Source organism: Photobacterium sp. TLY01 (genome assembly GCF_021432065.1).
GTDB lineage: Bacteria > Pseudomonadota > Gammaproteobacteria > Enterobacterales > Vibrionaceae > Photobacterium > Photobacterium halotolerans_A.
In genome coordinates this window covers 1,182,874-1,209,873 of record NZ_CP090365.1, presented here as the reverse complement: position 1 = coordinate 1,209,873, position 27,000 = coordinate 1,182,874, and the positions used below count along the sequence as shown (strand labels likewise).

Annotated in this window: 14 protein-coding genes; 12 read left to right on the top strand and 2 right to left on the bottom strand. The window is 50.1% G+C overall.

Annotated elements, in window-relative coordinates; all coding sequences use genetic code 11:
* Positions 1–4: 4 nt before the first annotated feature.
* The 8 genes from LN341_RS21135 (at position 5) to LN341_RS21100 (ending at position 7,824) form a co-directional block, all read left to right on the top strand.
* Entirely contained in the window at positions 5–418 is a 414-nt protein-coding gene (locus LN341_RS21135; protein ID WP_234205714.1) for a hypothetical protein, read from the top strand.
* Positions 415–3,921: an RHS repeat-associated core domain-containing protein gene (locus LN341_RS21130; protein WP_234205712.1), complete on the top strand. Its 3,507-nt coding sequence runs from the start codon at positions 415–417 to the stop codon at positions 3,919–3,921. Before LN341_RS21135 ends, LN341_RS21130 begins: the two co-directional genes overlap by 4 nt.
* Positions 3,899–4,543, top strand: coding sequence for a hypothetical protein (locus LN341_RS21125; RefSeq protein WP_120513003.1), 645 nt, complete (start codon positions 3,899–3,901; stop codon positions 4,541–4,543). Before LN341_RS21130 ends, LN341_RS21125 begins: the two co-directional genes overlap by 23 nt.
* 83 nt (positions 4,544–4,626) lie before the next feature.
* Positions 4,627–5,358 (top strand): RHS repeat-associated core domain-containing protein, encoded by a 732-nt coding sequence (locus LN341_RS21830; RefSeq protein ID WP_304622705.1) that lies wholly within the window; start codon positions 4,627–4,629, stop codon positions 5,356–5,358.
* 40 nt (positions 5,359–5,398) lie between these two features.
* A complete protein-coding gene (locus tag LN341_RS21115; RefSeq protein WP_205576924.1) occupies positions 5,399–5,689 on the top strand; it encodes a hypothetical protein in 291 nt (96 codons plus the stop codon).
* A 5-nt stretch (positions 5,690–5,694) separates the two neighbouring features.
* Positions 5,695–5,985 carry a hypothetical protein gene (locus LN341_RS21110; protein WP_120513005.1) on the top strand — a complete coding sequence of 97 codons (291 nt, stop codon included), beginning with the start codon at positions 5,695–5,697 and terminating at the stop codon, positions 5,983–5,985.
* A 504-nt stretch (positions 5,986–6,489) separates the two neighbouring features.
* Positions 6,490–6,768 carry a hypothetical protein gene (locus LN341_RS21105; protein ID WP_234205710.1) on the top strand — a complete coding sequence of 93 codons (279 nt, stop codon included), beginning with the start codon at positions 6,490–6,492 and terminating at the stop codon, positions 6,766–6,768.
* A gap of 51 nt (positions 6,769–6,819) precedes the next feature.
* The gene (locus tag LN341_RS21100; RefSeq protein ID WP_234205708.1) at positions 6,820–7,824 is read left to right on the top strand and encodes a hypothetical protein; all 1,005 of its coding nucleotides are present in this window, start codon (positions 6,820–6,822) and stop codon (positions 7,822–7,824) included.
* Positions 7,825–7,886: 62 nt separating this feature from the next.
* On the opposite strand, the gene LN341_RS21095 is transcribed toward LN341_RS21100, so the two are convergent.
* Positions 7,887–8,072: a hypothetical protein gene (locus LN341_RS21095; protein ID WP_046221409.1), complete on the bottom strand. Its 186-nt coding sequence runs from the start codon at positions 8,070–8,072 to the stop codon at positions 7,887–7,889.
* Between the two features lie 263 nt (positions 8,073–8,335).
* Entirely contained in the window at positions 8,336–9,445 is a 1,110-nt protein-coding gene (gene malK / locus LN341_RS21090) for a maltose/maltodextrin ABC transporter ATP-binding protein MalK (RefSeq protein WP_046221408.1), read from the bottom strand.
* 601 nt (positions 9,446–10,046) lie between these two features.
* Here malK and malE point away from each other — a divergent pair.
* From malE to LN341_RS21070, 4 genes are all read left to right on the top strand, one after another.
* Positions 10,047–11,228: a maltose/maltodextrin ABC transporter substrate-binding protein MalE gene (gene malE / locus LN341_RS21085; protein WP_046221407.1), complete on the top strand. Its 1,182-nt coding sequence runs from the start codon at positions 10,047–10,049 to the stop codon at positions 11,226–11,228.
* 106 nt (positions 11,229–11,334) lie between these two features.
* Positions 11,335–12,876, top strand: a complete 1,542-nt coding sequence (gene malF, locus LN341_RS21080; protein WP_046221466.1) for a maltose ABC transporter permease MalF — start codon at positions 11,335–11,337, stop codon at positions 12,874–12,876.
* An 11-nt stretch (positions 12,877–12,887) separates the two neighbouring features.
* A complete protein-coding gene (gene malG, locus LN341_RS21075; RefSeq protein WP_046221406.1) occupies positions 12,888–13,778 on the top strand; it encodes a maltose ABC transporter permease MalG in 891 nt (296 codons plus the stop codon).
* 457 nt (positions 13,779–14,235) lie between these two features.
* Positions 14,236–27,000: an RTX toxin gene (locus LN341_RS21070; protein ID WP_234205706.1), complete on the top strand. Its 12,765-nt coding sequence runs from the start codon at positions 14,236–14,238 to the stop codon at positions 26,998–27,000.

The window sequence follows — 27,000 nt, the reverse complement described above, 5'->3', positions numbered from 1 at the left end:
GACTATGAAATTTCTTATTGCCGTATTGTTCGCATGGGTAACAGCGCCCGTTATGGCCGCATGCAATCTGAGTATTGAGCAGTATGTTTCCATTGAGATTGAGTCACGCCAGCATACGGTGGATGGAATGGCGCAACGCCTGATCTTGCTACAGCAACAGGCCAATGTGGATTTGATGTATGAAGCCGACTCGGAGACTGCGCAGAAAGTGAATGCAGCCTTCGCACGTTATGATTGTTCACCGGCAGAACATGCGCGTTTTGGCGTTGTGCATGAAGGGGATATTACCGTTTACCTGCTGTCTCATCCGGAAAAACAGGCACAGCTGGAGCAGATAAAGACACGATTCAATCAGTACACGCAATCTATTCGTGCTATCCAGCCTGAAACGGTTCCCGCAGAGGAGAATGCATCATGAAGATCAGACTCGCAGCGGTGACGGCATTTTTCAGTGCGCTGTTATTCAGTTCGCCTTTATTGGCCTATCACTACCCGTGGGATCAGGGGCACGATACCACGCTGAACAATAATCCGAAAAATGAGCCTGGGCCCGGTGAATCGGAAAGTGAAGAGAGTAGTTGTGAACAGGGCTCCCCGGTTTATTTAAAAACCGGCCACTTCGTTTGGCATGACGTGGATTTGGTCGTGGGCCAAGCGACGCCTTTGTCGATTCGCCGGGTCTTTAACTCGAATGACCCGAAAGATGGTCCCTTCGGGAAAGGCTGGACGTTCAATTGCGAAATCTCTCTGTTGAAAGTCACGGATACGCAGGAGACTGCTGATGGTGGCGTCGAAACCCTCACGAAATTTATCTATCGCGTTGGCAATGGCCGCCGGATGACTTTCCTGCCGGACGGGCAAGGCGGCTATCAGTCGCCGGATCGCGTGAAAGCAATCCTGATTGATGGTGAAACACCAACCCTTGCCTTTGAACAAGGCCACTCGGTGACCTTTTCTTCGTCAGGGCTGGTGCTGCGAAAAACAGACCGCAACAACAATCAGGTGCAGTATGAATACGATGAAAATCAGCGCCTGATCGAACTGAGTAATGGCTTTTCTCAGTCGTTAACACTGGCTTATAACGCGAGTGGTCGTGTGCAAGCCGTGACCGACCAGGCCGGACGCCAGTGGCTTTACGATTACAACGCGGACGGTGAACTGGTTGCTGTCACTGATCCTACGGGTGAGACTCGAACCTATCTGTATGGTCGGTATCAGCCCAGTGGTGATGCTTTTGTTTACAGTCAACTGAAAGAAATCCGCGATGAAGCCGGCATTGTAGTGACCTCGGTGACTTACAACGGCGCCCGCGTGAAATCTTACACCGAGGGCAGTAATACCTTCAGTTACGACTACAGTGCCGACTGGGTGACCAAAACAGACAGTACCGGCGCGAACTGGCGTTTCAAACTCAGTGCGGGTGGTCAGCGCATCGAAGATATTGATCCACTGGGTTACAAAACCGTGTATACGCGGGATGAAAAAGGCTATGTGACATCTGTGACCGATCCCATGGGTTACAGCCAGACGGTAAGCCGGGATGATGCCGATCGGGTGACGCAGCAGCATTACGGTTATCTCATCACGCAGTACCAGTATCGGGGAGAAAGCCGGTATCCGAATGCCATGGTTTATCTGCCTGCCAATGGCAGTCTTGAAACCTCAGACAGTGGCGCATCCCGAACCATCTTGCTGACTTATGATGCCAGCCACAATCTGACCTCTGTCACCACGCCGAAGGGGGAGACGACACATCGCAGTTATCTGGCAAATGGTTTGCTTGCCAACAGCACAGACCCGGAAGGCAATGTCACTTCCTTCACATACAACAATCAGGGGCAGCTAGTTGCTGTCGTGAATGCACTGGGGCAAACCCAAACCCTGAGTTATGACGGCAATGGCTACTTAACGCAAGCGACGGATGCCGCCGGGCAAAGCTGGCGTTATCAGTACGATGCGCTGGGCCGTAAAGTCAGCGAGCGGGACCCTGCGGGCCTTGAAACCCGCTATACATACGACGAGGCCGGAAAGCTGACCGCTGTGATTGCACCCAACGGCGCTTCGGAAACCTACAGTTACGACAGCTATGGTCGGCTGAGTGTGCTGACCCGTTATGACGGCAGCAAAGAAAGCTATACCTACCGGACTGATAATCTGCTGGCCAGCAGTACCGACCCGATGGGAATCTTGACCCGTTATGAATATGACGATGGTAAACGGCTGGTCACGCTGTCGGTTGGCTCGGAAGTGGTTGAATACGCTTACAATGCGCGTGGTCAGCTGACCAAAATCAGCAATGCCAACGATACCCTGACTCGCGCCTATGACCAATGGGCAAGGCTGACGTCGGAAACCAGTCAGGGGCTGACCCATCAGTACAGCTACACCCCATTTGGTGAGATTGCACAATGGGATAACGCAGGAACACCCGTCAGTTACGCCTATGATGCGAATGGTCAGATCCAGAACATGACCACGCCGCAGGGGAGCTATTCATTCAACTGGAATGCCAACGGGATTCTCACCCGCCAGCAAACACCCGACGGGCTGGTGTTAACCAATCAGTACGATGCATTAAACCGTTTAACCTCAAGGCGTTACAATCAGGGCGCGTTCAGTAAAGACTGGCAGTATCAGTACAGTCTGTCGGGGCTGCTGGAAAGCATCACTCAGGATGGTGTGAATCAGACGTTTGCCTATGATGCCAGCCAGCGCTTAGTGCAGGCGAACACAGTCACTGGTGAATATCAGTATCAGTACGATGAATTAGGCAACCGGTTAGACTTCGGCGGTGTTTACAGCCCGGACGGCAAGTTGCTGGAAGATAATCAGTTCAGCTACGAATATGACCAGCGCGGTAATCTGAGTAAGAAAACCCGTAAAGACGGCAGCACCATCGAAACCTTCACCTATAACGACGCAGAACGTTTGGTCGGTTACCAGCGCGAGCGGGTGACCCGCGCAGATGCCGGAAATGGTGAAACCACACTGCAATCCAGCATCGAAGTTACAGCTGCCTATGCCTATGATCCTCTGGGACGCCGGATCAGCAAAACCGTTAATGGTGAACAAACGCAGTTCTACTGGCTGGGGAACACTTTACTCCGTGAATCTGGTCCTCAGGGTCAGAAAGATTATACCTACGGCGCCACAGGTTATGCCCCCGTCACTGTCGATGCAGATGGACAGGTTGCAGATGTGCTGAGTGATCACCTGTCCGCCCCGGTCGGGCTGATTCAGGCACAAAACCTGATCTGGCAACAGGCGAGGAGTCCGTTTGGGGTTACTTTGGAATCAATACCACAACCTATATTGTTGAATATCGGGTTACCTGGGCAGTACAACGATTCTGAGTCAGGGCTAAGTTATAATTTATTTAGGGACTATGACACTAGAACTGGACGATATGTTCAGTATGATCCAATAGGGCTTACTGGTGGGGTAAATCCATTTATTTATGTGGTTGGGAACCCACTAAATTATGTTGATCCTTTAGGTCATTCTGCAGTTGCTGTTGTTGGTGGCTGGATTGGCACAGATACAGCGATACCAGATCCAACAGATGCAGCTTGGCCCAAATGGGTAGGGTACGGTATAGCCATAGGAGGAGCTGCCTTAATTGATTGGATTGTTTATAATAATGAGGAGGGGAGTACCGGTGACTCCAATGTTTGTCCTATTCCTGATTTTGACTTTGATGATCCAACAAAGCCTCCTATAGGTGAAGACGGTGAGGAATGGGTTTGGAAGGGAAAAGAACCTCAAGGTGGTCCATATGGAGGTTATAAGAACCCAAATGGTCCAGAGAGTTTACATCCTGATCTTGATCATGGTGAGCCTGTTGGTCCGCATTGGGATTTAAATGATAGGAAAGGTCCAGGGTGGAGGATTTATCCAGATGGAACAGTTAAACCAAAATAATAACATTAACATTGATATTATTAACGTTGATATTGAAATAGTCAGAAAATATATTAGTAGCTACTTAAATGATAGTAATGAGTTTTATAAGAGCTTGATTGAAAAAATAATTAATAATATTTATCCATGCTACGTAATTGTACCTAAGAATTTTAATGCTATTTCTGAGATAAATCTCAGTTCGGGTGGTGTGTTTAATGTGAATTCAAAGGATCATCAAAATGACTCTGGAATAGTGAAAGTTGTTGATTCAAGTGATTGGCTGTCATTATTTATTTATGATTTAATAAAAAGGAATGATTTGTGTTGTGTTTTTGATGATGTAATGGCGAGTGAAAATGAAATAAATGACTTTAAATCTCGGGGTTTTTTATATAATGGCGATGCCTATCATTATATAAGTAAACAGATGGTTGATTCAGATAAAGATTTACTTGAATTGATTTACGCAACCAAGCTAAGTTGGCACTTTGTATGTGTTTTATTCGAATGTTTTAATTCAAATGGCAATGTAGATGATATGAATAATTTTTTTTCTAATGTGTTGAAAAAATTGAATTTTATTATTCTTGGGATATTTGATGGTGAGAGTTATTTAGTTATTGATTTAAAAAACAAATAACCTAGATAAGACCGATATTGGCGAAACACTCTAATTAAACAATAGCATTGAAACCTTCACCTACAATGACGCAGAACGTTTAGTTGGTTACCAACGAAGATGCCGGAAATGGTGAAACCACACTGCAATCCAGCATCGAAGTGACCGCTGCCTATACCTATGATCCACTGGGACACCGGATCAGCAAAACCGTCAATGGTGAGCAAACGCAGTTTTATTGGTTGGGGAGCACTTTACTTCGTGAAAGTGGCCCTCAGGGTCAGAAAGACTATACCTACGGCGCCACAGGTTACGCTCCAGTCACGATTGATGCAGACGGACAGGTTGCAGATGTACTCAGTGATCACCTGTCCACCCCGGTCGGGCTGATTCAGGCACAAAACCTGATCTGGCAACAGGCGAGGAGCCCGTTTGGGAAAACAGGTGGCACTGCTCAGCCACTCACCTTCAACATTGGTTTTCCAGGGCAATACCGGGATGCGGAGTCCGGCCTGAACTACAATTTCTACCGGGATTACGATCCGAATACTGGGCGGTACATTCAGTGGGATCCGATTGGGTTGGGTGGGGGATACAACCTGTACAGCTATGCCGGTGCAGACCCGCTGAACTATACAGATTCGACAGGGTTAATTATTGACACTGTCGCTGACTTCGGGTTTATTGGCTATGGTTTATATCGAATTTTAACCGACAATGTTCTTGGTGATTGTGGGAATTTAAGCAGTAACTTAACAGCGCTGAGTTTTGATGTCGCGGGATTAGTGATACCCGGCGTAACGGGATTGGGGGGCTGCGAGCCGGGTTGCGAATAAAGCCGTTGCAGGTAAAATCACTGGGTATACAAAACACGGATTGAACCAGGCTATTGGAAGAAATGGTGGTAAAGGTGTCAAAGCTGAATACATATTAGATGCAGTTCGGAATCCAAAAAAAGTTGTAGAACAGGCTAACGGTTTGGTTAAGTATCAAGGCAGTAAAGCTACCGTTATATTGAATGGTGAAGGAAAAGTAGTTACGACTTATGGGAAATCTCGAGGGCCTCAAATTTGGCAACAAGGAACGACCCGTTCTTCAGGAAGTGGATCTGCACAGGCCAAGGCTAATGACTTAGGTTTTAGTTATAATCCTAAATCAATAAGGTAGTTACAATGCAATTTAAAATTAACTTGTCAGATATCAAACTTCTAATTGAGGAAGTTGAAGATTCAGCCTTGGTCAAAAGACTTATTGAATATGAAAAAGATGGGCAGTATTTCGAAAAAGGTAAGTATCCCTCAGGTCAATATTTGATTGATCTGTCTGAAGATGAGGTTGAGGTTGTGATTAGCTCCCTTTCTGATTATCTAATGATTTATGGAGTGAGTAATGATGGAGAGCCTAATGCATTAGGCCTTCAAGTCGAGACTTTAATTGATGTATTTAATGATGGTCAAAGTTAAATGTAATTATGGTCTTGATTTGGTAGTTGTTTAAGAGTTTGGTTTTTATCTGATCTACTAACTGTGGATACTTATTCTTATGTTGAGGTAATCCACTGAGTTATATCGCCATTGGGATTAGAAAGATTTGGGTTCAAACCATTGAGTGGTGATGAATCTTATTACAGTAACAACCGTATTCCCGAAGGAAGAAGCAATTATCATCGCGCACATGAACAGCTTTGGTTTGACGGTAATCCAAATGAAAATGTTGGATTTTTTTGCTGACGATATTCGTTCAGACGATGGCTATAACAGAAATGATTATGACTTTTTTTTGGGCCTGTCTATGACGATAATTTAATGCATCAAGCATTGGACAATATTCGCGGGAATGGGATAACAACACATATTGTGTTGTGTGCAGAAATTGTCAGGATTTTGCATACGCACTGAAGCAAGATATGACCGACTAGCAAACCTTCTAACTTGCCGTATGACAAGACGTGGTAAGAGGTGCAACTAATGGCTAGAAAGCTGAGGATTTATCTTAGTCTGTTGATTTTGATTTTCCCGGTTGCAACATATCTTCTGGGAATAGTGAACGCATCAAATGGATTAGTGTGGTTAGCCCTTGATACCGGTTATTACTATCCTGTTTATGTGATTACACCATCTTTATTTAAAAAGTTAGAAATGGGGCTGCTTGTACCTATGTTGGGAGGGCGATTACTTGCTTTTTTGTTGTATTTACTCTCGCTCTTATTATTTTTCAAAATGAAGGATAAGCTCTTTCCTAACTGATAAATGATGCTGGCTGCTGGTGAAGGTTGGCAATGAAAATCCAGTCAGGGGTTGACCCATCAGTACAGCTACACCCCATTTGGTGAGATTGCACAATGGGATAACGCAGGAACACCCGTCAGTTACGCCTATGATGCGAATGGTCAGAGCCAGAACATGACCACGCCGCAGGGGAGCTATTCATTCAACTGGAATGCCAACGGGATTCTCACCCGCCAGCAAACACCCGACGGGCTGGTGTTAACCAATCAGTACGATGCATTAAACCGTTTAACCTCAAGGCGTTACAATCAGGGCGCTTTCAGTAAAGACTGGCAGTATCAGTACAGTCTGGCGGGGCTGCTGGAAAGCATCACTCAGGATGGCGAGAATCAGACCTTTGCATACGATGCCAGCCAGCGCTTAGTGCAGGCGAACACAGTCACTGGTGAATATCAGTATCAATACGATGATTTAGGCAACCGGTTAGACTTCGGTGGTGTTTACAGCCCGGACGGCAAGTTGCTGGAAGACAACCAGTTCAGCTACGAATATGACCTGCGCGGTAACCTGAACAAGAAAACCCGTAAAGACGGCAGCACCATCGAAAGCTTCACCTATAACGACGCAGAACGTTTAGTCGCTTACCAGCGCGAGCGGGTGACCCGCGCAGATGCCGGAAATGGTGAAACCACACTGCAATCCAGCATCGAAGTGACCGCTGCCTATACTTATGATCCTCTGGGACGCCGGATCAGCAAAACCGTCAATGGTGAACAAACGCAGTTTGACTGGCTGGGGAACACTTTACTCAGTGAATCTGGCCCTCAGGGTCAGAAAGACTATACCTACGGCGCCACAGGTTATGCCCCCGTCACTGTCGATGCAGATGGACAGGTTGCAGATGTGCTGAGTGATCACCTGTCCGCCCCGGTCGGGCTGATTCAGGCACAAAACCTGATCTGGCAACAGGCGAGGAGCTCGTTTGGCGTCGCAAGTGGCACTGCTCAGCGAGTCACTTTCAATATGACATCTTTCTCGCCCATTCAGGCCCGCCAATTCCAGATAATCTGGTGAATTCTGGTTATGATTCGCCCGGCCATCATCTGGCCGGGCTGAAGAAATATGACTGAGGGTAATCACTCCCCGTCATCGGGATAGAATCTGCCTTCCGGGGTGTAAGGTTCTTTGTCATCCACAATACTGTGCTGGCCACGAATTTCTTTCAGTTGGTTTTCCAGCATTCTTACTTGCTGATAATCACCCTCCTGATAAGCGGCTGTGAGGCGTAGTTCAATGTCTTCAATGCGTTCTCGGATACTCATTGTGACCTCCGGCTCAATCGCTGTAACACAGTGCCAGTCAGTGTCGTCCTGACACGTTCCACTAACAAGCATACTGTAAAATCGGCCACCTGTTTATTCCTATCTTGTACTGAACTTACTGTTGATTAGATGTATGAGGAATAAAAAAACCGGGAAGCCTGATGGGCTTCCCGGTGATGAGCGGTGAAAACAGCTTGGATTCAGTTTTATAGCGTATGTTTACGGACAGAGTCGCGATGAACAGATGTTCTCACTGACAAAGATTACACGCCAAATTCCTGGAAGAGTCTGCGGCAAGCCTGGCCGTCACGATGGAACAGATGACAGCGATGTGCCGGAATACCGACTTTGAGTACCTGGCCTGATTCAACATCCAGTATATCTGGCTGGCGGTAAACGAAATCCGCATCAACCCCTTTCAGATTCAGATACACCTGCGTTTCATTGCCCAGTTTTTCGACCACCTGAATGTCGCCTTCAACGGTAGCATCCCCTTCATCACCTGAGAGCAGGTGTTCAGGGCGAATACCCAGCGACATCCGATCACCGCGGGTGACTGTGGTGCCATCTACAGGGATCCAGAATGTGGTGCCGTTCGCCAACTGAACCATGACGCGCTCTTTTTCAACCTGCTCGACAAAGACGCTCATGAAGTTCATCTTTGGAGAGCCGATGAAACCGGCAACAAAGCGGTTCTCTGGATAATGATATAACTCAAGGGGCTTACCAACCTGAGAGACAAAACCGCCGTCTAACACCACAATCTTGTCTGCCATCGTCATGGCTTCAACCTGATCATGGGTCACATAGATCATGGTGCAGCCCAGTTGCTTATGCAGTTTGGCGATTTCAATCCGCATTTGCACACGAAGCGACGCATCCAGGTTGGACAAAGGTTCATCCAGCAGGAAAACATTGGGTTGCGCGACCAGTGTCCGGCCAATTGCAACACGCTGGCGCTGTCCGCCAGACAACGATTTGGGCTTACGGTCTAATAGGTGGCCTAACTGAAGAATGTCAGCGGCGTTTTCAACCCGCTTACGGATTTCTGCTTTATCGGCTTTGGCCAGCTTCATGCCGAACGACATATTGTCGAACAGGTTCAGGTGCGGATAGAGCGCATAAGACTGAAAAACCATCCCCACACCGCGCTGGGCTGGTGGGATGTCATTCATCCGCTGTTCGCCTATGTATAAATCACCTGAGGTAATGTCTTCCAGACCAGCAATACAGCGTAACAGCGTGGATTTACCGCAGCCAGATGGCCCGACAAACACCACAAATTCTCCTTCAGCGATATCCAGATCGACGTTTTTTGAAATCAGGTTATCGCCATAAGCTTTACTAACATTGCGTAAAGTGACACTCGCCATCTGGCTTCCCTCTATGTTATCTCTGGCCCGCACCATGGTAGATGCCATTCTGCGTACCAGTAAAGTCGGTGTAGAAAAAAACAGGGTAGCGCCCAAAGTACAGCGGCATTGGAGTGGCTGCTACCCGTAAACTGCGAAAATGACTTCCCCAACATTTCCGCAGGTGTGACGATGCCAAGTGGTGGACATCAATGTTGCTTCATGCAGCAACAGTCAACAATAAAAAGACAGTTTACCGTTGAACACGCTCAAGCCTTGCTGAGGTCGATGCCATTGTGCGTAAAACACCTGTGTCCAACATCCTCCCTGAACTATTCTTCTCAGGGGGATGAGCGGGGGAGGAGTATTCAGATCACATTTTCTCAGGCGGTGTGCTGTCTGCTGAAATCATTGCAAGTAGTATGTGCTCTCTGTCACGAATGATCGTTGTTTTTTGAACTTGGTCACCCACGGGGATGATTAGGATCACGATTTCCACTCTGCATGATGGGGGGCGTAGCGCCTGGGATGATGCTTCACAAGAATGACTGATAGATGATAGAGACTGGAAAATGTGTTGCCAATTGAAAACGCAACGTTAACCATCTGGAAGGATATAACAATGAAGAAAGTCCTCAGTACTGTCGCACTCTGTACCCTTGCCGCACTCAGTTCTGTTTCAGCGCATGCTGCCATTGAAGAAGGTCAGCTCACGATTTGGATTAATGGTGATAAAGGTTATAACGGCCTGGCTGAAGTCGGTAAAAAGTTTGAAGCTGAGACTGGCATCAAAGTCACAGTTGAACATCCGGACAAGCTGGAAGAAAAGTTTCCTCAGCTGGCTTCAACAGGAGACGGCCCGGATATCGTTCTATGGGCGCATGACCGTTTTGGGGGTTATGCTCAGGCTGGGCTGCTGACTGAAGTGAAACCTTCTGATGCCTATCGCAGTAAGTTTGCCGATTTCACCTGGGATGCCGTGTCGTATAACGGTAAATACGTGGGTTATCCGGTTGCAGTTGAAGCATTATCACTGATTTATAACAAAGATTTACTGCCGGAACCGCCGAAGAACTGGGAAGACGTGGCTGCACTGGATGCTGAGCTGAAAAAGAAAGGCAAACGCGCCATCATGTGGAACCTGCAAGAACCTTTCTTCACCTGGCCTCTGCTGGCAGCTGACGGCGGCTATGCCTTTAAATTCACGGCTTCCGGCTATGACGCGAAAGATGTTGGCGTGAACAACGAAGGTGCCAAACGTTCAATGAGCTTTGTGAAGAGCCTGGTAGATCAAGGTGTGATTGCACCAGATGTCGACTATGCCATTGCTGAGGCCGGCTTTAACAAAGGCGACGTGGCAATGACGATCAATGGCCCTTGGTCTTGGGCGAACATTGATAAAGCAGGCATCAACTACGGCGTGACCATGCTGCCGAAGCTGAATGGCAATCCGTCTAAACCATTTGTTGGCGTATTGACCGCTGGTATCAGCTCTGCTTCGCCAAATAAAGATTTGGCAGTTGAGTTTCTTGAAAACTACCTGCTGACAAACGACGGTCTGCGCACAGTGAACAATGACACCCCGCTGGGTGCGGTTGCGCTGAACTCGTTCCAGGAAGAGCTGAGCTCGGATGCCCGTATTTCTGCCACCATGGGGAATGCAATGAACGGTGAAGTCATGCCGAATATCCCTCAGATGTCTTCTTTCTGGTATGCAGAGAAAGCAGCGATTAACAATGTCGTGAATGGACGTCAGTCTGTTGAAGACGCATTAAATACTGTTGCTGATCGAATGACCAAGTAAACTTACCTATCGGAGCAAGCATCTGCTTGCTCCTTCCTCTGACGTACTGCGAGGAACGATGATGCAGTCTCATCCTGTTGCCGAACTGGCTCTTGACGCTACCGATATGACCATGAACTCAAAAAACAAACCTGCCCTGCGAACCTGGTTAAAGTGGGCTGCGCTGGGTGGAGTGAGCGCCATAAACGGTTATGCCACCATACTGATGTATGCACGTGCTGAATATGCATTTGCGTTACTCACTCTTATTCTGACTGCGCTGGGCGTGTATGTGTTCGCCCGCAAGAGCACCTATGCGCACCGCTATATTTATCCGGGGGTCGCCGGGATGATTCTGTTTATCATCTTCCCTCTGGTGTATACCGTTGGCCTCTCATTCACCAACTACAGCGGCAGCAATCAACTTAGCTTTCAACGCGCCCAGTCAGTGTTAATGGAGCAGTCATTTCAGACTGGAGAAAGCTATAGCTTTTCGCTGTATGGTGAGGAAGGAAGCTACCAGTTAGCACTCAATACTCAGGATGGCTGGTATCTGAGTGATCCCATTGATCTGAAGGCATTGCCAGAATCATTGAATCTGTCTTTGGCACAGCAACCATCAACAGAGGCAGCGCCACTCAAAACAGTGATTCAGAACCGTCAGCAGCTGAGCGCCCTGGTCGTCAGCTTGCCAAACGGCGATCACCTGACGATGTCGGGGCTGCGTAAATTTGCGGCCAGCCAGTCGCTTTTTGCACTGCAGGACGATGGTGAAACGCTGATCAACCAGCAGACCAAGCAGGTGTACAAACCCAATTGGGAGACGGGTTATTATCAGGAAGTCAACGAGGCAGGGCAGTTCATCGGTGAATCCATGTCACCGGGTTTTATCGTCAACAGCGGTTGGGATAACTTCACCCGGATATTTACCGATCCCGGCATTCAGGGGCCTTTTGTCAGCATTTTTATCTGGACCATCCTGTTCTCGGCCCTGACGGTTGTGTTTACCCTGGCCGTAGGTGTCGTCCTGGCGCAGGTGGTGTCCTGGGAAGCTCTGAAAGGGCGTGGCCTTTACCGTGTGCTGCTCATTTTGCCTTATGCCGTTCCTGCCTTTATTTCGATTCTTATCTTCAAGGGCTTGTTTAACCAGAGTTTTGGTGAAATTAACCAGGTTCTGCAAGGTCTGTTTGGTTTAAGCCCTGCATGGTTTACCGATCCGTTTCTGGCCAAAACCATGATTCTGATTGTGAACACCTGGCTGGGATACCCTTATATGATGATTCTGGCCATGGGTTTGCTTAAAGCCATTCCTGATGATTTGTATGAAGCGTCCGCCATGGACGGTGCCGGTCCGCTGGATAATTTCTTCCGCATTACGCTGCCGATGCTGGTGAAGCCGATGGTGCCGCTATTGATTGCCAGTTTTGCCTTTAACTTTAATAACTTTGTCTTGATTCAGCTGCTGACCAACGGCGCACCGGACATGCTGGGCACCAGCGTGCCAGCCGGCCATACCGATCTTCTGGTGAGTTATACCTATCGCATCGCATTTGAAGGTGCGGGCGGACAGGACTTTGGTCTGGCGGGGGCGATTGCTACCTTAATATTCTTGCTGGTTGGCGGTTTGTCATTACTGAATATGAAATTCACAAAACTGGATGCTGAGTAAGGGGAAGACTCATGGCGATGGTACAACCGAAATCTTTAAAATATCGCGTCTGGGCGACGCATATTGCAATGTGGTGCTTTCTGGCGCTGATCATGTTGCCACTGCTGATGGTGGTCGCTATTTCTTTCCGAGAAGGAAACTACGCCTCTGGTGAGCTGATTCCAAGTGACCCGTCACTGGAACACTGGAAACTGGCGTTAGGAATTGCCGTTGAACATGCCGATGGCAGTAAAACGCTGCCACCGTTTCCGGTACTGACCTGGCTTTGGAATTCTGTGAAAGTTGCGGGACTGACTGCCATCGGAATTGTGGCGTTGTCCACAACTTGCGCTTACGCTTTTGCCAGAATGCGCTTTGCCGGTAAAAGCCAAATTCTGCGTGCTATGCTGATATTACAGATGTTTCCGCCAGTATTGGCCTTGGTAGCACTGTATGCATTGTTCGACCGACTGGGTGCCTATGTTCCGTTTCTTGGCATGAATACTCACGGTGGGGTGGTCTTTGCTTACATGGGCGGTATTGCGCTGCACGTGTGGACAATTAAAGGATATTTTGAATCCATCGACAATTCACTGGAAGAAGCTGCAGCCTTAGATGGGGCGAGTCCGTGGCAGGCGTTCAGACTGGTTTTACTGCCGTTATCTGTACCTATCCTGTCTGTGGTGTTTATTCTTTCGTTTATTGCCGCTGTAACCGAAGTTCCTGTTGCATCTCTGTTATTACGTGATGTAAATTCCTACACATTAGCTGTTGGAATGCAGCAATATTTGTATCCGCAAAATTACCTGTGGGGTGATTTCGCTGCCGCCGCTGTGTTGTCGGCACTGCCCATCACACTGGTATTTTTGCTGGCTCAGAAGTTTCTTGTCGGTGGTCTGACTGCCGGAGGGGTAAAAGGATAATGATAAAAAGGCCTGCTTTCACTTAGGTGCAGGCCACTCCCGAGATGAATACTTAGCTTTGGTTTGGCCGCCGATCTGTTAAGTCACTTCTCTCATATTATTGGCGTTGCTGCATAGCTGGACCTTCTTTTTGTTTTTTTACAAAAAGTGGTTTGATTAGTAACCATAGCCTGGTGTTTTCACCGGGCTTTTTATTATCTGCCTCACCAATAGCATTACACTTTACAGGGTCTTTTTAAGGTTCATACCTGACCTTTTCCGATGTTCCTGCTCATTATTTCCACATAAATGCCCACCTGAAAAATATGCCTTTTATTCATTCAGTGAATTCTGGCGATTGAATTTTTTTGCTTGTAATAATTTTACTTGTGTTTGTAGCTGAGAATATTAGTCTAATATGCGACTCGTTTTAATGTGAACGTGTTGTTATCAGCGAATCAGGCTTCAGGAGCAGGCAATGGATCCAATATTTTATATTGAGATTGAGGGTGTAATCTGGAAAGTAATGCCAGACGGAAGCTGGCAAAGACTGGCGCCAGATGAGCACATGGATCCAACCATCACGCTGGTTGAAGATACCGGTCAGGTTGAGCAAGCCGTTAAAGCTGGCGAGTCAGCCCCTGGAGCATCCGCGCCTGCGTCTTCAGAGAATGATACACCTGCATCATCCGCACCGGCCTCCTCCGATAATAGCCAGGATCTCTCCAGCGACAGCGCGGGTTTTGTCACCTATATCGCGCCAGACTTACCTGAAGTTTTGCCGGAAGCCGGTTTCGACACTCAGCCTACTTCGTATCGAGCTGAGAGCAATTCCCCGACTGATGGCGTTCTAAACCTGTTAAGTACAGATGCCAGACTGACCGTCCGTATTGATGATGGTGGCGACGGTTACGAAAACCAATTTGAAGTGCCATCGGTCACGATCAGTGGTGATGCCATCGACATTCGGGACGGGTGGACAATTAGCGTCACGGTTACCGATGTAAACGGCAAGACACTGTCGCTTTCAGCAAGGGTCAAGGATGAAAGGTACGAGATTGATAATGTTGATTTGAGCGGCCTTGCCGAAGGCCCGCTGGACGTTTATGCCGTTGCGACGGACGTGCTGGATAACAGCGTCGATGCGTCAGATTCGACCATTAAAGATACGCTGGCTGAGCTCAGTGTAGAGATGGACGGTAACGGCGATAATTATCTGAATCTGGCCGAAATCAGTCAGGAGCAGACAAAAGTCACGCTACAACTGACACATGTCGAAGATGGTCAGCCTGTAAAAGTTACCATTTCTGATTCAGCCGGCAATACCCTGGAATATGACGGTATCGTTTCAGCAGGTCAGGTTGTGCTGGATAACTTGGATCTGTCGTCTCTGGCTGATGGACAGCTAACCGTTAGTGCTGCCACCAAAGATGTCGCGGGCAACCCGGCCTCTGGCACAGACACCATCATCAAAGATACTCAGGCCACTATCACTGTGGGGGTGTTTGGCAACGGCGATGATTACCTCAACAAAGAAGAGTCGGTCTCAAGCTGGGCCGGCGGCACAGTATCTAATGTGGAAGACGGACAGACAGTTTATGTCACAGTCACTGATTCAGACGGGACAAGCATTCAGGTGGAAACCACCGTTATTAACGGAAAGTGGTTCGCCAGTGGTGATATTTCGTCGTTGGCGGACGGCGAAGTCACAGTTACGGTAGAAACCACAGATATTGCAGGCAACCCGGCGACCAGTACAGATACCATCATCAAAGATACCCAGGCAGCTGTGACGGTTGATATTGACGGTCAGGGTGATAATTTCCTCAATCAGTTTGAAGTGCCTGGCAGTGTGATCACAGGCACGGTCGGAGATGTCGAAGACGGCCAGACGGTATTTGTTACCATCACAGACATCAACGGCGACACAGTCACGGCGCAGACCACAGTATCCGGTGGCGTGTGGCACCTGCCGGATCAAGATCTGCGCGGGCTGGCGGACGGCGAGCTGACGGTTCTGGCAGAAACCACAGATATCGCAGGCAACCCGGCCTCTAATACCGATACCATCATCAAAGATACTCAGGCGGCGATCTCGGTCGGAGTGTTTGGCAATGGCGATAACGTGATCAATCAGGCTGAATCAGTCTCCAGCTGGGCCGGCGGTACGGTGTCCAATGTCGAAGACGGCCAGACCGTGACAGTCTCAGCAACGGATGTGAACGGGCTGACGATTCAGACGCAGACCACTGTGGTGGACGGCAAATGGGTGGTGAACGGCGATGTCTCGTCACTGGCGGACGGTGAGCTGACCATTACCGTCGAGACCGTGGATGTGGCGGGTAACCCGGCGTCCAGCACCACAAGCATACTGAAAGACACGCAGGCGGGCATCACGGTTGATATCGACGGTAAAGGCGATAACTACCTTAACAAAGTCGAAGTGCCTGTCTCTGATATCACAGGTACAGTCACTGGCGTTGAAGACGGCCAGAGCGTGACTGTGACCATCACAGACATTCATGGTGACAGTGTCACTACGCAAGCCACGGTTTCCGCAGGCGCTTGGTCTGTTGACGACCTGGATCTCAGCAGCCTGGCAGACGGCGAACTGACAGTTCTGGCAGAGACCACGGATATCGCAGGCAACCCGGCCTCAAACACAGATACCATCATCAAAGACACTCAGGCCGCTGTTACGGTTGTCATCGACGGCAAAGGCGATGACTTCCTTAATGCCGCTGAAGCCCCGGTCAGTGATATTTCCGGCACGGTCGAAAATGTTGAAGACGGCCAAAGTGTGTCTGTCACTGTCACCGACATGAACGGCAACACAGTTTCCCAAGACGCCACAGTGACAGGTGGCGTCTGGTCAATTGATAATCTGGATCTCAGCAGCCTGGCGGATGGCGAGCTGACGGTTCTGGCAGAAACAACGGATATAGCAGGCAACCCGGCTTCCAATATCGATACGATTGTCAAAGATACCCAGGCGGCCGTCACGGTTGTCATCGACGGCAAAGGCGATGACTTCCTCAATGCCGCTGAAGCCCCGGTCAGTGATATTTCCGGCACAGTCGAAAACGTTGAAGATGGCCAGAGTGTGTTTGTCACTGTGACTGATATTCACGGTGATACAGTCACGAAAGAGGCGATAGTGTCGGGTGGCGTCTGGTCAATTGACGATCTGGATCTCAGCAGTCTGGCGGATGGCGAGCTGACGGTTCTGGCAGAAACCACGGACATTGCCGGCAATCCGGCTTCCAATACCGATACGATTGTCAAAGATACTCAGGCCGCTGTCACGGTTGTCATCGACGGCAAAGGCGATGACTTCCTCAATGCCGCTGAAGCCCCGGTCAGTGATATTTCCGGCACAGTCGAAAACGTTGAAGACGGCCAGAGTGTGTTTGTCACTGTGACTGATATTCACGGTGATACAGTCACGAAAGAGGCGACAGTGTCGGGTGGCGTCTGGTCAATTGACGATCTGGATCTCAGCAGCCTGGCAGACGGTGAGCTGACGGTTCTTGCAGAAACCACGGACATTGCCGGCAACCCGGCCTCCAATACAGATACGATTGTCAAAGATACTCAGGCGGCCGTCACGGTTGTTATCGATGGCCAAGGCGATAACTTTCTGAATGCGGTTGAAACCCAGGTCAGTGATCTTTCCGGCACGGTCGAGAATGTTGAAGACGGCCAGGTGGTTTCTGTCACTGTCACCGACATCAACGGCAGCACAGTGACCCAAGACGCCACAGTGACAGGAGGCGTCTGGTCAATTGACGATCTGGATCTCAGCAGCCTGGCGGATGGCGAGCTGGCGGTTCTGGCGCAAACCACAGACATCGCAGGCAACCCGGCTTCAAATACAGACACCATCATCAAAGACACCCAGGCAACCATCACGGTTGATATCGACGGTAAAGGCGATAACTACCTCAACAAAGACGAAGTACCTGTCTCTGATATCACAGGCACAGTCACTGGCGTCGAAGACGGCCAGATCGTGACTGTGACTATCACAGATATTCATGGTGACAGCGTCACCGTGCAAGCCACGGTTTCCGCAGGCGCTTGGTCTGTTGACGGTCTGGATCTCAGCAGTCTGGCAGAAGGTGAGCTGACCGTTCTGGCGGAAACCACGGATATCGCAGGTAACCCGGCCTCAAACACAGATACCATCATCAAAGATACTCAGGCAGCTGTTACAGTCACCATAGACGGCAAAGGCGATGACTTCCTCAATGCTGCTGAAGCCCCGGTCAGTGATCTGTCCGGCACGGTCGAAAACGTTGAAGATGGCCAGCTTGTGTCTGTCACTGTCACTGACATTAACGGCAACACAGTTTCCCAAGACGCCACAGTGACGGGTGGCGTCTGGTCGATTGACGATCTGGATCTCAGCAGCCTGGCGGACGGCGAACTGACGGTTCTGGCAGAAACCACGGATATTGCAGGCAACCCGGCTGTGAATACCGATACGATCGTCAAAGATACTCAGGCGGCCATTTCGGTTGAGATATTAAGTCACGGTGATAATTATCTGAATCAAGAAGAATCGGAGTCCAGCTGGGCCGGTGGCACTGTGTCCAATGTCGAAAACGGACAGACTGTCTATGTCACTGTGACGGATTCAGCCGGCACCAGTATTGAGCTGGAAACCACAGTCGTTGATGGCAAATGGACCATCAATGGCGATATTTCGTCCCTGGCCGAAGGCGAACTGACAGTCAAAGCCGAAACCACAGACATTGCCGGCAACCCGGCCACGTCAGAAGCTTCGGTGATCAAAGATACACTGGCCGCCATTACTGTCGAGATTGACGGCAAGGGCGATGAATACCTGAATAACGTGGAATCGCCGCTCAGCGATATCACAGGTACGGTCAATGATGTCGAAGACGGTCAGACGGTATTCGTGACCATCACAGACATCAACGGCGACACAGTGACGGCGCAGACGACAGTTTCCAGCGGCGTGTGGAGCCTGTCGGATCTGGATCTCAGCGGCTTGTCTGATGGTGAGCTGACCGTACAGGCGGACACCACAGACATTGCAGGCAACCCGGCCACCAACACAGATACCATCATCAAAGATACCCAGGCGGCGATTACGGTCAATGTAGACAGCGGAGACGATAATTTCCTCAATCCGTCTGAGCTGCCTGCCACTCGTTTGTTCGGCACCGTCACGAATGTCGAAGATGGTCAGACGGTGACCATCCTGGTGACCGACAGTAATCATGTGTCGCACAGCTTCACCGCCACGGTGAACCAGGGCGCCTGGGAAATCACGGAAGATTTGTCAGCACTGGCAGATGGCCCGCTGAGTGTCACTGCAACCACCAGCGATCTGGCCGGTAACCCGGCCAGCGCAACAGATAACACAGTCGTGATTGATACGCAGGTGACCATAGACATCGACACGCTTGATGGATTGGGAATCTACAACTTTAAAGGCGGCAACCTGACTTCGTTACAAGGAACGACGACAGGTGCTGAAGCAGGACAGACGGTCAAAGTGACTGTCTCTGACGGGACGAACAGTGTCTTGCTGACCGGTCAGATCGCGGCGGATGGTCGCTGGCTGATCGAGAATATCGACATCAGCGCACTGAATGCACAGGCAACCTGGACCATGGATGCCAGCGTGACCGATTTGGCCGGCAACCAGGCCACGGATGACATGCCGACATTGGTGTTGCCTGACAGCGTCTTGCTGGAAGAATCTGAATTGGGCGCAAATGGCGATGGCACATCTGAAGCCGTGTCAGAGATTCACATTCAATTTGCTGAGTTCAGTATTCATGCGGATCAGCCTTATCTCAATGCACTGACGTCAAACGGTCTGTCAGTCAGTGCCGAATTATCTGCCGATGGACAGAGCCTGAATGTCATTCGCAGCGATGGCAAGCTGGTGCTGAGCGCTGTGATTAACGGAGCTGGAGATGGGATAACCGTCACCCTGCATGCGCCGGTCGATCAAGGTATCGGTACCGACACCACACAAACAGCCATTATGATCGAAGGCACACAGCAGGATGCGGACGGCACCACAGAAACCGTTCTGGCACCAGTTGTGACCTATATTCTGGATTCGGAACCCGTCGCGGAAGATGACAGCTTTGATGTTGTCGAAGCCTCACTCAGTTCAGGCAATATTCTTGCCAATGATTATGACCTGGACAAAGGTCTGGTTGTACGTTTCATTCGTCATGATTTTGATGGTGATAACGTCATGGAAGACGCGGCGATCCCAGTTGGCGGGAGTGCGCAATTTACGACGGCACAAGGGGTTCTGACTATTTACAGTGACGGCCGCTGGACACTGGAAGCCGACCGTGATCTGGATAACAGTCAGGAACAAACGGTGCGGTTTTCTTATCTGGCCGGTGACAGCGATATCGATTATGACATTGCAGACGTTGTCATCAATGTCCATGACGGTGCCGCGGGAAAAATTGTCGACGATGCCGCGACGGCCACTGAAGGCAAAGTGTCCGACGGTGCCCAGTCTTTTGATGGCAGCATTCAGTTTATTGCCGGTTCAGATGATCCTGCCACGGCGACGTTTGCTTTCGACCCGGCAACGCTGGCTTCGTTAAATGCGCTTCAATTGACGACGGGTGCGGATAATCAGCTGATTCAGTTTACGCTCAGCAGTGATGGCCGGGTGATCACCGGCACCACGGCTGAGGGCGAGATCGTACTTAGTATGACCATGTCCGGCAGGGTGGTCGGCAGTGACATTGAAGGCAATGTTCAGCTGACGTTAGAACGGCCGATGAATCACACCACTGCGAACGACGCCATCATTTTGCCGGTGACGATTATCGGTGAAGACTCGGACGGGACGACGATTCCTGCAGGCGAATTTGTCTGGACTATCAAAGACGGGGCTGACCCGCAACTGAGCTCTGTATCAGGTGTTAACCTCAATGAAGATGATCTGGCGTCCGGGGATGTTGTCGGGCAAGGGAGCTTCGATCTCACTGTCGGCAGCGATGCCATTCAGAGCCTGGCATTTCATCTTGCTGATCAGCCGGATTTAAGCAGCGGCGGTGAGACGATCACCTATACGCTGTCAGCCGATGGCAGTCTGTTGACAGCCTGGGCCGGTGGCGAAGAAGTCTTTACGGTTCAGTTGGGAAGCTATCAACCGGAATCCGACACTACAGTCACGTATGACTTCACGCTGAAAAAAGCCATCGATCAGCTCAATGGCGAGACGGCACTGCCTCTGGTGGTGACTGTGATTGATGATGACGGTGACAGTTCAACATTAACGCTTCCTATTGATCTGAATGACAGCCAGTCCGGTGGCATTACTTCCGGGGCCATCTCTGTTACAGAATTACCTAAGGTTGAAGCGGCACTGGATGCCGATGCGACAGTGTCGCTTACGGTTACAGCGAACAAGGATCCGATTGTCAAAATCGGCCTCCAGCTGAACAATGGCGATCCGGTTCTGGACAGTAACGGCCAGCCCGTTACCCACGACCACGAAGCGCTGATCTGGCGCGATAATGGTGATGGCAGTTACGATGCCATCCTGCCAAATGGTCAAAGCGTGTTTACGGTGACCTTGCCTGAAACGATCTCGGTAGCTTCAGGTACGACAGCAAGCGTGGATCTGGATTTCTCACTGCACAAGCCAATCGATCACGGTGACTCAGGTCAGGAAGATACTCAGATTGATCTGACGCTGCCTGTGGTTGTCACAGACAGTGATGGCACGCAGCAACAAGCGGATACGACAGTGACTGTCTTTGATGGTAAAGATCCGGTGTTGTCGGTGACGGGCGCCATCTCTGTGGATGAAGATGGCTTGCTGGGTGATGGCACAGAAGCGGGCATTGTGTCAGCAACGCCTGTGATATCTGTCGCGAAAGGCAGTGATGATATTGCTGAAATCGTCCTGGATGTGGATGCTTTCAATGCCCTGGGCTATCAAAGTGGCGGCGAGGCTGTGTTGCTGAGTGATAAAGATGTCAATGGCTGGTACATCGCGAAAACGCAGACTTCAGGTGACGAGGTATTCAGGCTTAAACTCAACAACGATGGCACAACGGAGTTTGTTTTAGTCTCCGCGCTGGATCATCCGTCGGGTAACGGAGAAAACAACCTGCCGCTCAACTTTGACGTTCATGCGGTTGATGTGGATGGTGACACGTCCGACAGCGTGACACTGACTGTGAATGTGCAGGATTCCGTACCGGAAGGCACCGACAGTACCCTGGAACTGGTTGAAGGCGAAAGCTTCTCAACCAATTTGCTGACCGATGTTCGTCTGGGCGCCGATGGCGGAGAACTGAACCGTTTCACCTATAACGGCGTGGAATACAATTTCGCAAGCGAAGGGGTTGATTATTTTGATGTCAATCTGGTCAATACCGAAAACAATGAAATCTATGGCTCTTTCCGTTTGCACAAGGATGGCCGGCTGGATCTGACCACAGAAGGTGCGGTGCAGACGGATCCAACCATCATTGATGATCTGACCTATGTGGTTCGTGATCATGATGGCGATGAAGCAACCAATACTGCGAATCTGACTCTGGGCGATAACGCCGGCAGTATCCGGACATTGAATGCTGAAACGGTAGAAGATACCCAAACCGGCGCTTTGCATATTGTCGTCACACCCGGTGATAACGATCAGGGTGAGCAGGTCACTTCGATTCAAATCAGCGAGGCATCCCTTCAGGGCGGCACCTTGTATCTGAATGGCGAAGCGCTGACGGCGGTCGATGGTGTGATTGTTCTCTATGGCGATCAGTTAACCCAAATCGGTGACGGAAGAGCGGTAGAGCCCGCCGGAGATCTCACTTATTTACCGCCTTTCAATCAGTCTGATACCACGACTCAGATATCATTGGATATATCAGCAATCATCAGCACTCATAACGACTCAAAAGTCATTGATGCAACGCTTGATGTCTCCGTTTTGCCTGTCGCCGATGCCCCGGAATGGGCGGAGTCCACCTTCGTTTATGATCTGGTGGAAGATGATCCCAATGCGCCCACGCTGGACATCACAGCCAATCTGGTGGATCAGGACAGCTCAGAAAGTTTGAGCTACAAACTGAGTGGCATTCCTGACGGCATTACCCTGATGCTTAACGGCAATGTGGTTCAGGAAGGAAAAGCCTATACGCAGGCACAGTTGTCGCAGATGACCATTCGGGCCGATGCCAATCTGGCCGGTGTTTTCACCTTCACCGTCATCGCAATTGCCACTGAGAGCGGCAATGTGTTTGCTGACAGCAGTGATAAAACCGCACAAATCAACCATCAAGTCACAGTGAATGTCAGTCCGGATGCCGATGCGCCCCAGTTATCTGTTCAGGATTATAAAGGGCTTGAAGATCAAGCCATTAACCTGAATAACATTATTACGGGTCAGCTGGCAGATAAGGACGGTTCAGAAACCCTCTCTTATCGTATCGAAGTGCAGGATGGCTGGTTAATTGAAGGCGGTACGGCGCAGGAAGTGTCACCGGGCGTCTATGTGGTCTCTGCAGATGAAGTGGCTGCAGGCCAGATCAGGCTCATTCCGAAGCAAGATATCAGCTCTGTGACTCAATCTTTGTCAGTCAAAGTGACAGCAATCGCCACTGAGTCCACAGCCGATGGGTTGGATCCGATCCATCAGACGGCAGAGAGCAGCACCCAAACCATCAATATTGAACTCAAAGGTGTGGTCGATGCCCCGGATGTCACAGATGGCGGGCAGGGCCACTGGCAGTTTGACTCTGACACTCAGGTGATTTCAGGTACTTCACCTTTTGCTGAAGACAGCTTGATCCCGCTTGATTTTATGCTCAGTACCTCAGACGACGATCAGTCTGAAGTGCTGAATTTGCTGTTAACCAACCTGCCGGATGGGTTTACCCTGGTTGATAGCGCAGGCAATCCCTTGACGCTGCCAATCGCCAATGTTGATCCCGACACCGGCATCCAGTACCAGATCACCAGCGAACAATTACAGAATACATATATCAAGGCCCCGCAGGATTTCAGCGGCGATATTCACCTGGATATTCTGGTGGTTTCAACAGAACCGGACGGGGACTCAGGCACGTTTAATCTGGGGGTGGATATCACTGTGTCTCCTGTGGTTGATGAACAGGATGGCACCATTTTCACGGCGGATGGCATCGAAGACAGAGAAGCCAGTGTGACCGTGTTACCTGTGCCCAGCCAGGATGTGGATGGCAGTGAAGCACTGACGGGATATAAGATTGATTCTCTTCCTGAGGAACTGACGCTTTACTTTGATGGCGTTGAGATTCAGGTGCCGGAAGGCGGGCTGGATGTCAGTACGCTTGATCCGGATGCGAGCCTGGCTGAGCTGTTCCAAAGTGGCCGGATAACCGTCCGTGCCTCTGAAGATCTGAGCGGTACATTCAAGCTCCCTGTGTCTTATCAGGTGACAGACACCTCACCAGATCATCCCTCAGACACAGACGTCAAATGGATTCAGGCACAGGTGGATGTTCAGTTTCATGGCCGGGTAGAACTGGATACCCGTCTGGAATCAACGACTGAAGTGCTGAAAAGCACAGATGGCGGGCCGATCGATTTGTCCGATTCCGTCTGGTTTGTCGATGCGGATCTGGATGGGTCTGAATATCTGGATTACATCCTGATTAAGATGCCTGCCGGTTACAACTTTATTGTCGAGCATCCTAATGGCGCGACTCAGGATGCAGACGGAAACTGGGTCATTCCCGCCACGGGGCTGACCAGCGACTCGTTCCAAGAGCAGGCGGCCATGCTGTTGCAGCAAGCCACGATTTCCAGCGCCTCAGATACGGGTATTGTTGAAATTATTGTCAGTGCCCGTGTGATTGACGATCAAGATGCGCGCTTTATTGATACGCCTCTGAATATACAGATTACCGGCCACTCTGGTGGCGGAACCTGTGATCCTGTCGGGACACCGGACGACATTCAGGATAACAGCCAGCCAGTCCATACCCAGGAAGGTGAACCGATTGATCTGAGCGGTTTGCTGAACCCGGACGTTGCCAGCGATCCCGACAATGCGCTTTCCTTCTTTGTTGATGCTTCAAGCTTACCTGAAGGGGTGACGATTCAGGGGCAAGGCGTCATTACAGAATACGATAAACAAGGCAATGTGATTGGCTATACCATTCCACCGGAAGGTTTAGCCACCCTGCAGGTGGTGGGCCTGGATGAAGACTGGGCAGGCAACCTGGTTCTGAATATCGCTGTGATTGAAACCTCGGGCTGTAACGGTGACAGCGTCACGACTAATCAGCAGATCAACATCGTGGTTGAGCCGGTCGTGGATGAGATGACGCTCACGTCTGATGTCACCAGCATGCAGGAAGATGTTGCCGCGGATATTAATCTGGCGCTTGTGTTGGGTGACAGTATTGAGAGCGGCCAGAGTATCGAGGGAGAAGGGATCCCCAGCGAAGGGAAGGAAACCGTGAATTCACTGACCCTGACTTTGCCTGTTGGTTGTGAACTGGTTGCTGATGATCCGGGGTTGTTATCCTATCAGGGGAATGGGGTCTGGCTTGTCAGTGATCCCGCCCGTCTGGACGAAATCACCTTAGTGCCGCCCGCTCATTTCAGTGGTGATATCACGATCACTGCGACCGCAAACATTACCGATGAAGCAACCGGTGTGGCCGTCACAGATACCGCAGACAAGTCTGCCACGATCACGATTAACGTTGCCCCCGTTACCGATCTGGCTCAATTAACGGCAGAAGATGTTACCGGTGATGAAGACAGCTATATTGCGCTGTCAAACCTCAGCGCTTCTCTCATCGATACGGATGGATCTGAAACCTTGTCTTTGTCCATTAAAGGCGTACCTGATGGTGCGGTACTGGTGCTGAAACAGGGCGATGAATATGTGCTGTTACCGAACAATGGCTATGACGGCGGCACATTTAACGGCACACCGACCATGGCCTGGCAGGTACAACCGGATCAACTGGGGAGCATCTACATCTTGCCACCGCAGGATTTCAGTGGTGACCTGCCACTGACGCTCGAAGCGATGACCCAGGAGATTGGCACCACAGATGTGAAATTTACCACGGAAGATTTTACGGTTGGGGTGAATCCGGTGGGGGACAATGCCCAGTTCTTTGGCGTGCCCGATTCGATGTCGGGCAGTGAAGGGGATCCAATCACTGTCCCGGTAAATATCACCAGCGCTGAAACCAGCAGCGATGAATTTATTTCGCTGACGGTAACAGTGAATGCAGATTCTGATCCCAGCGCGCTGATTGGGCTTGATCGCATTAAAGTTGGCGATCTGTTTGCCCGTTTTATGCTCAATGCCGATGGCAGTATGCAAGCAACTTTGATTGTGCCGGCCAGCCAGGTCGACAGTTTTGAGCTCTATGCCGGTGATGCATTCGGCGATTTGAATATCACGCTGACGGCCTCAACGGTGGACAGCAATCAGGTTCTGGGTGCCCACGTGACCGATCACGGGCCTGAAACGACACAAGATATGGTGATCACGATAACGCCAGTGGTGGATACACCGGTTCTGACCGTCGAGTACCCCAGCATCATTGCGGAAGCCAATGGCCAGATTCCGCTGGGTTTATCTTTGGCGCTGATGAATCCTGCTGCGAATGAGGCAGGCACACTGACCATTTCCGGATTACCGGATGGCATGACATTATCGGCAGGCACAAAGCAAGGCAGTGACTGGATTATCGATCAGAGCGATGTCGACGGACTGAGCATTGCCGGAGGTTACAGTGGCAGCAGCGACTTTGAGTTGTCGATAACCCCTTCTGCGACACTTGGTGGCGATACCGCCACCGGCATGCCGCAAAATATCCAGGTCAGCCTGACAGAACCCGGTGATAACAGTTTTACCGCAACCAGCGAGGCGGATCGCTTTGTCCTGGACGGCGGAACCGCTGGCTCCCCATCAACGGATACCATTATGAACTTTGACTATTCTGCTGACAGCGATGCCATTGATTTAAGTGGCATACTGGCTGGGCTGAATATCACCGACGGTGCGTCGGCAGATGCGGTGATTGATTTCGGAGAAACTGCATCGGGCATTGAAATTCATGTCAAACCGGATGAAAGCCAGGTCGAGCAAATTATCGTGCTGGATAACGTCTCTCGTGATGATCTTTACGGTGGGAATGCCTCAGGGGTTTCTGAAGCTGAATTGCTCCAGAAAATGATTGATGACCAAAACTTAATTGTAAATAGCTGA

Excerpts from the sequence above, each read along its gene's own strand:
- LN341_RS21130 (WP_234205712.1), top strand. The coding sequence starts at position 415 with ATGAAGATCAGACTCGCAGCGGTGACGGCATTTTTCAGTGCGCTGTTA.
- LN341_RS21070 (WP_234205706.1), top strand. The coding sequence starts at position 14,236 with ATGGATCCAATATTTTATATTGAGATTGAGGGTGTAATCTGGAAAGTA.
- malF (WP_046221466.1), top strand. The coding sequence starts at position 11,335 with ATGACCATGAACTCAAAAAACAAACCTGCCCTGCGAACCTGGTTAAAG.
- malK (WP_046221408.1), bottom strand. The coding sequence starts at position 9,445 with ATGGCGAGTGTCACTTTACGCAATGTTAGTAAAGCTTATGGCGATAAC.
- LN341_RS21105 (WP_234205710.1), top strand. The coding sequence starts at position 6,490 with ATGGCTAGAAAGCTGAGGATTTATCTTAGTCTGTTGATTTTGATTTTC.
- LN341_RS21095 (WP_046221409.1), bottom strand. The coding sequence starts at position 8,072 with ATGAGTATCCGAGAACGCATTGAAGACATTGAACTACGCCTCACAGCC.
- malE (WP_046221407.1), top strand. The coding sequence starts at position 10,047 with ATGAAGAAAGTCCTCAGTACTGTCGCACTCTGTACCCTTGCCGCACTC.
- LN341_RS21135 (WP_234205714.1), top strand. The coding sequence starts at position 5 with ATGAAATTTCTTATTGCCGTATTGTTCGCATGGGTAACAGCGCCCGTT.
- LN341_RS21125 (WP_120513003.1), top strand. The coding sequence starts at position 3,899 with ATGGAACAGTTAAACCAAAATAATAACATTAACATTGATATTATTAAC.
- LN341_RS21110 (WP_120513005.1), top strand. The coding sequence starts at position 5,695 with ATGCAATTTAAAATTAACTTGTCAGATATCAAACTTCTAATTGAGGAA.
- malG (WP_046221406.1), top strand. The coding sequence starts at position 12,888 with ATGGCGATGGTACAACCGAAATCTTTAAAATATCGCGTCTGGGCGACG.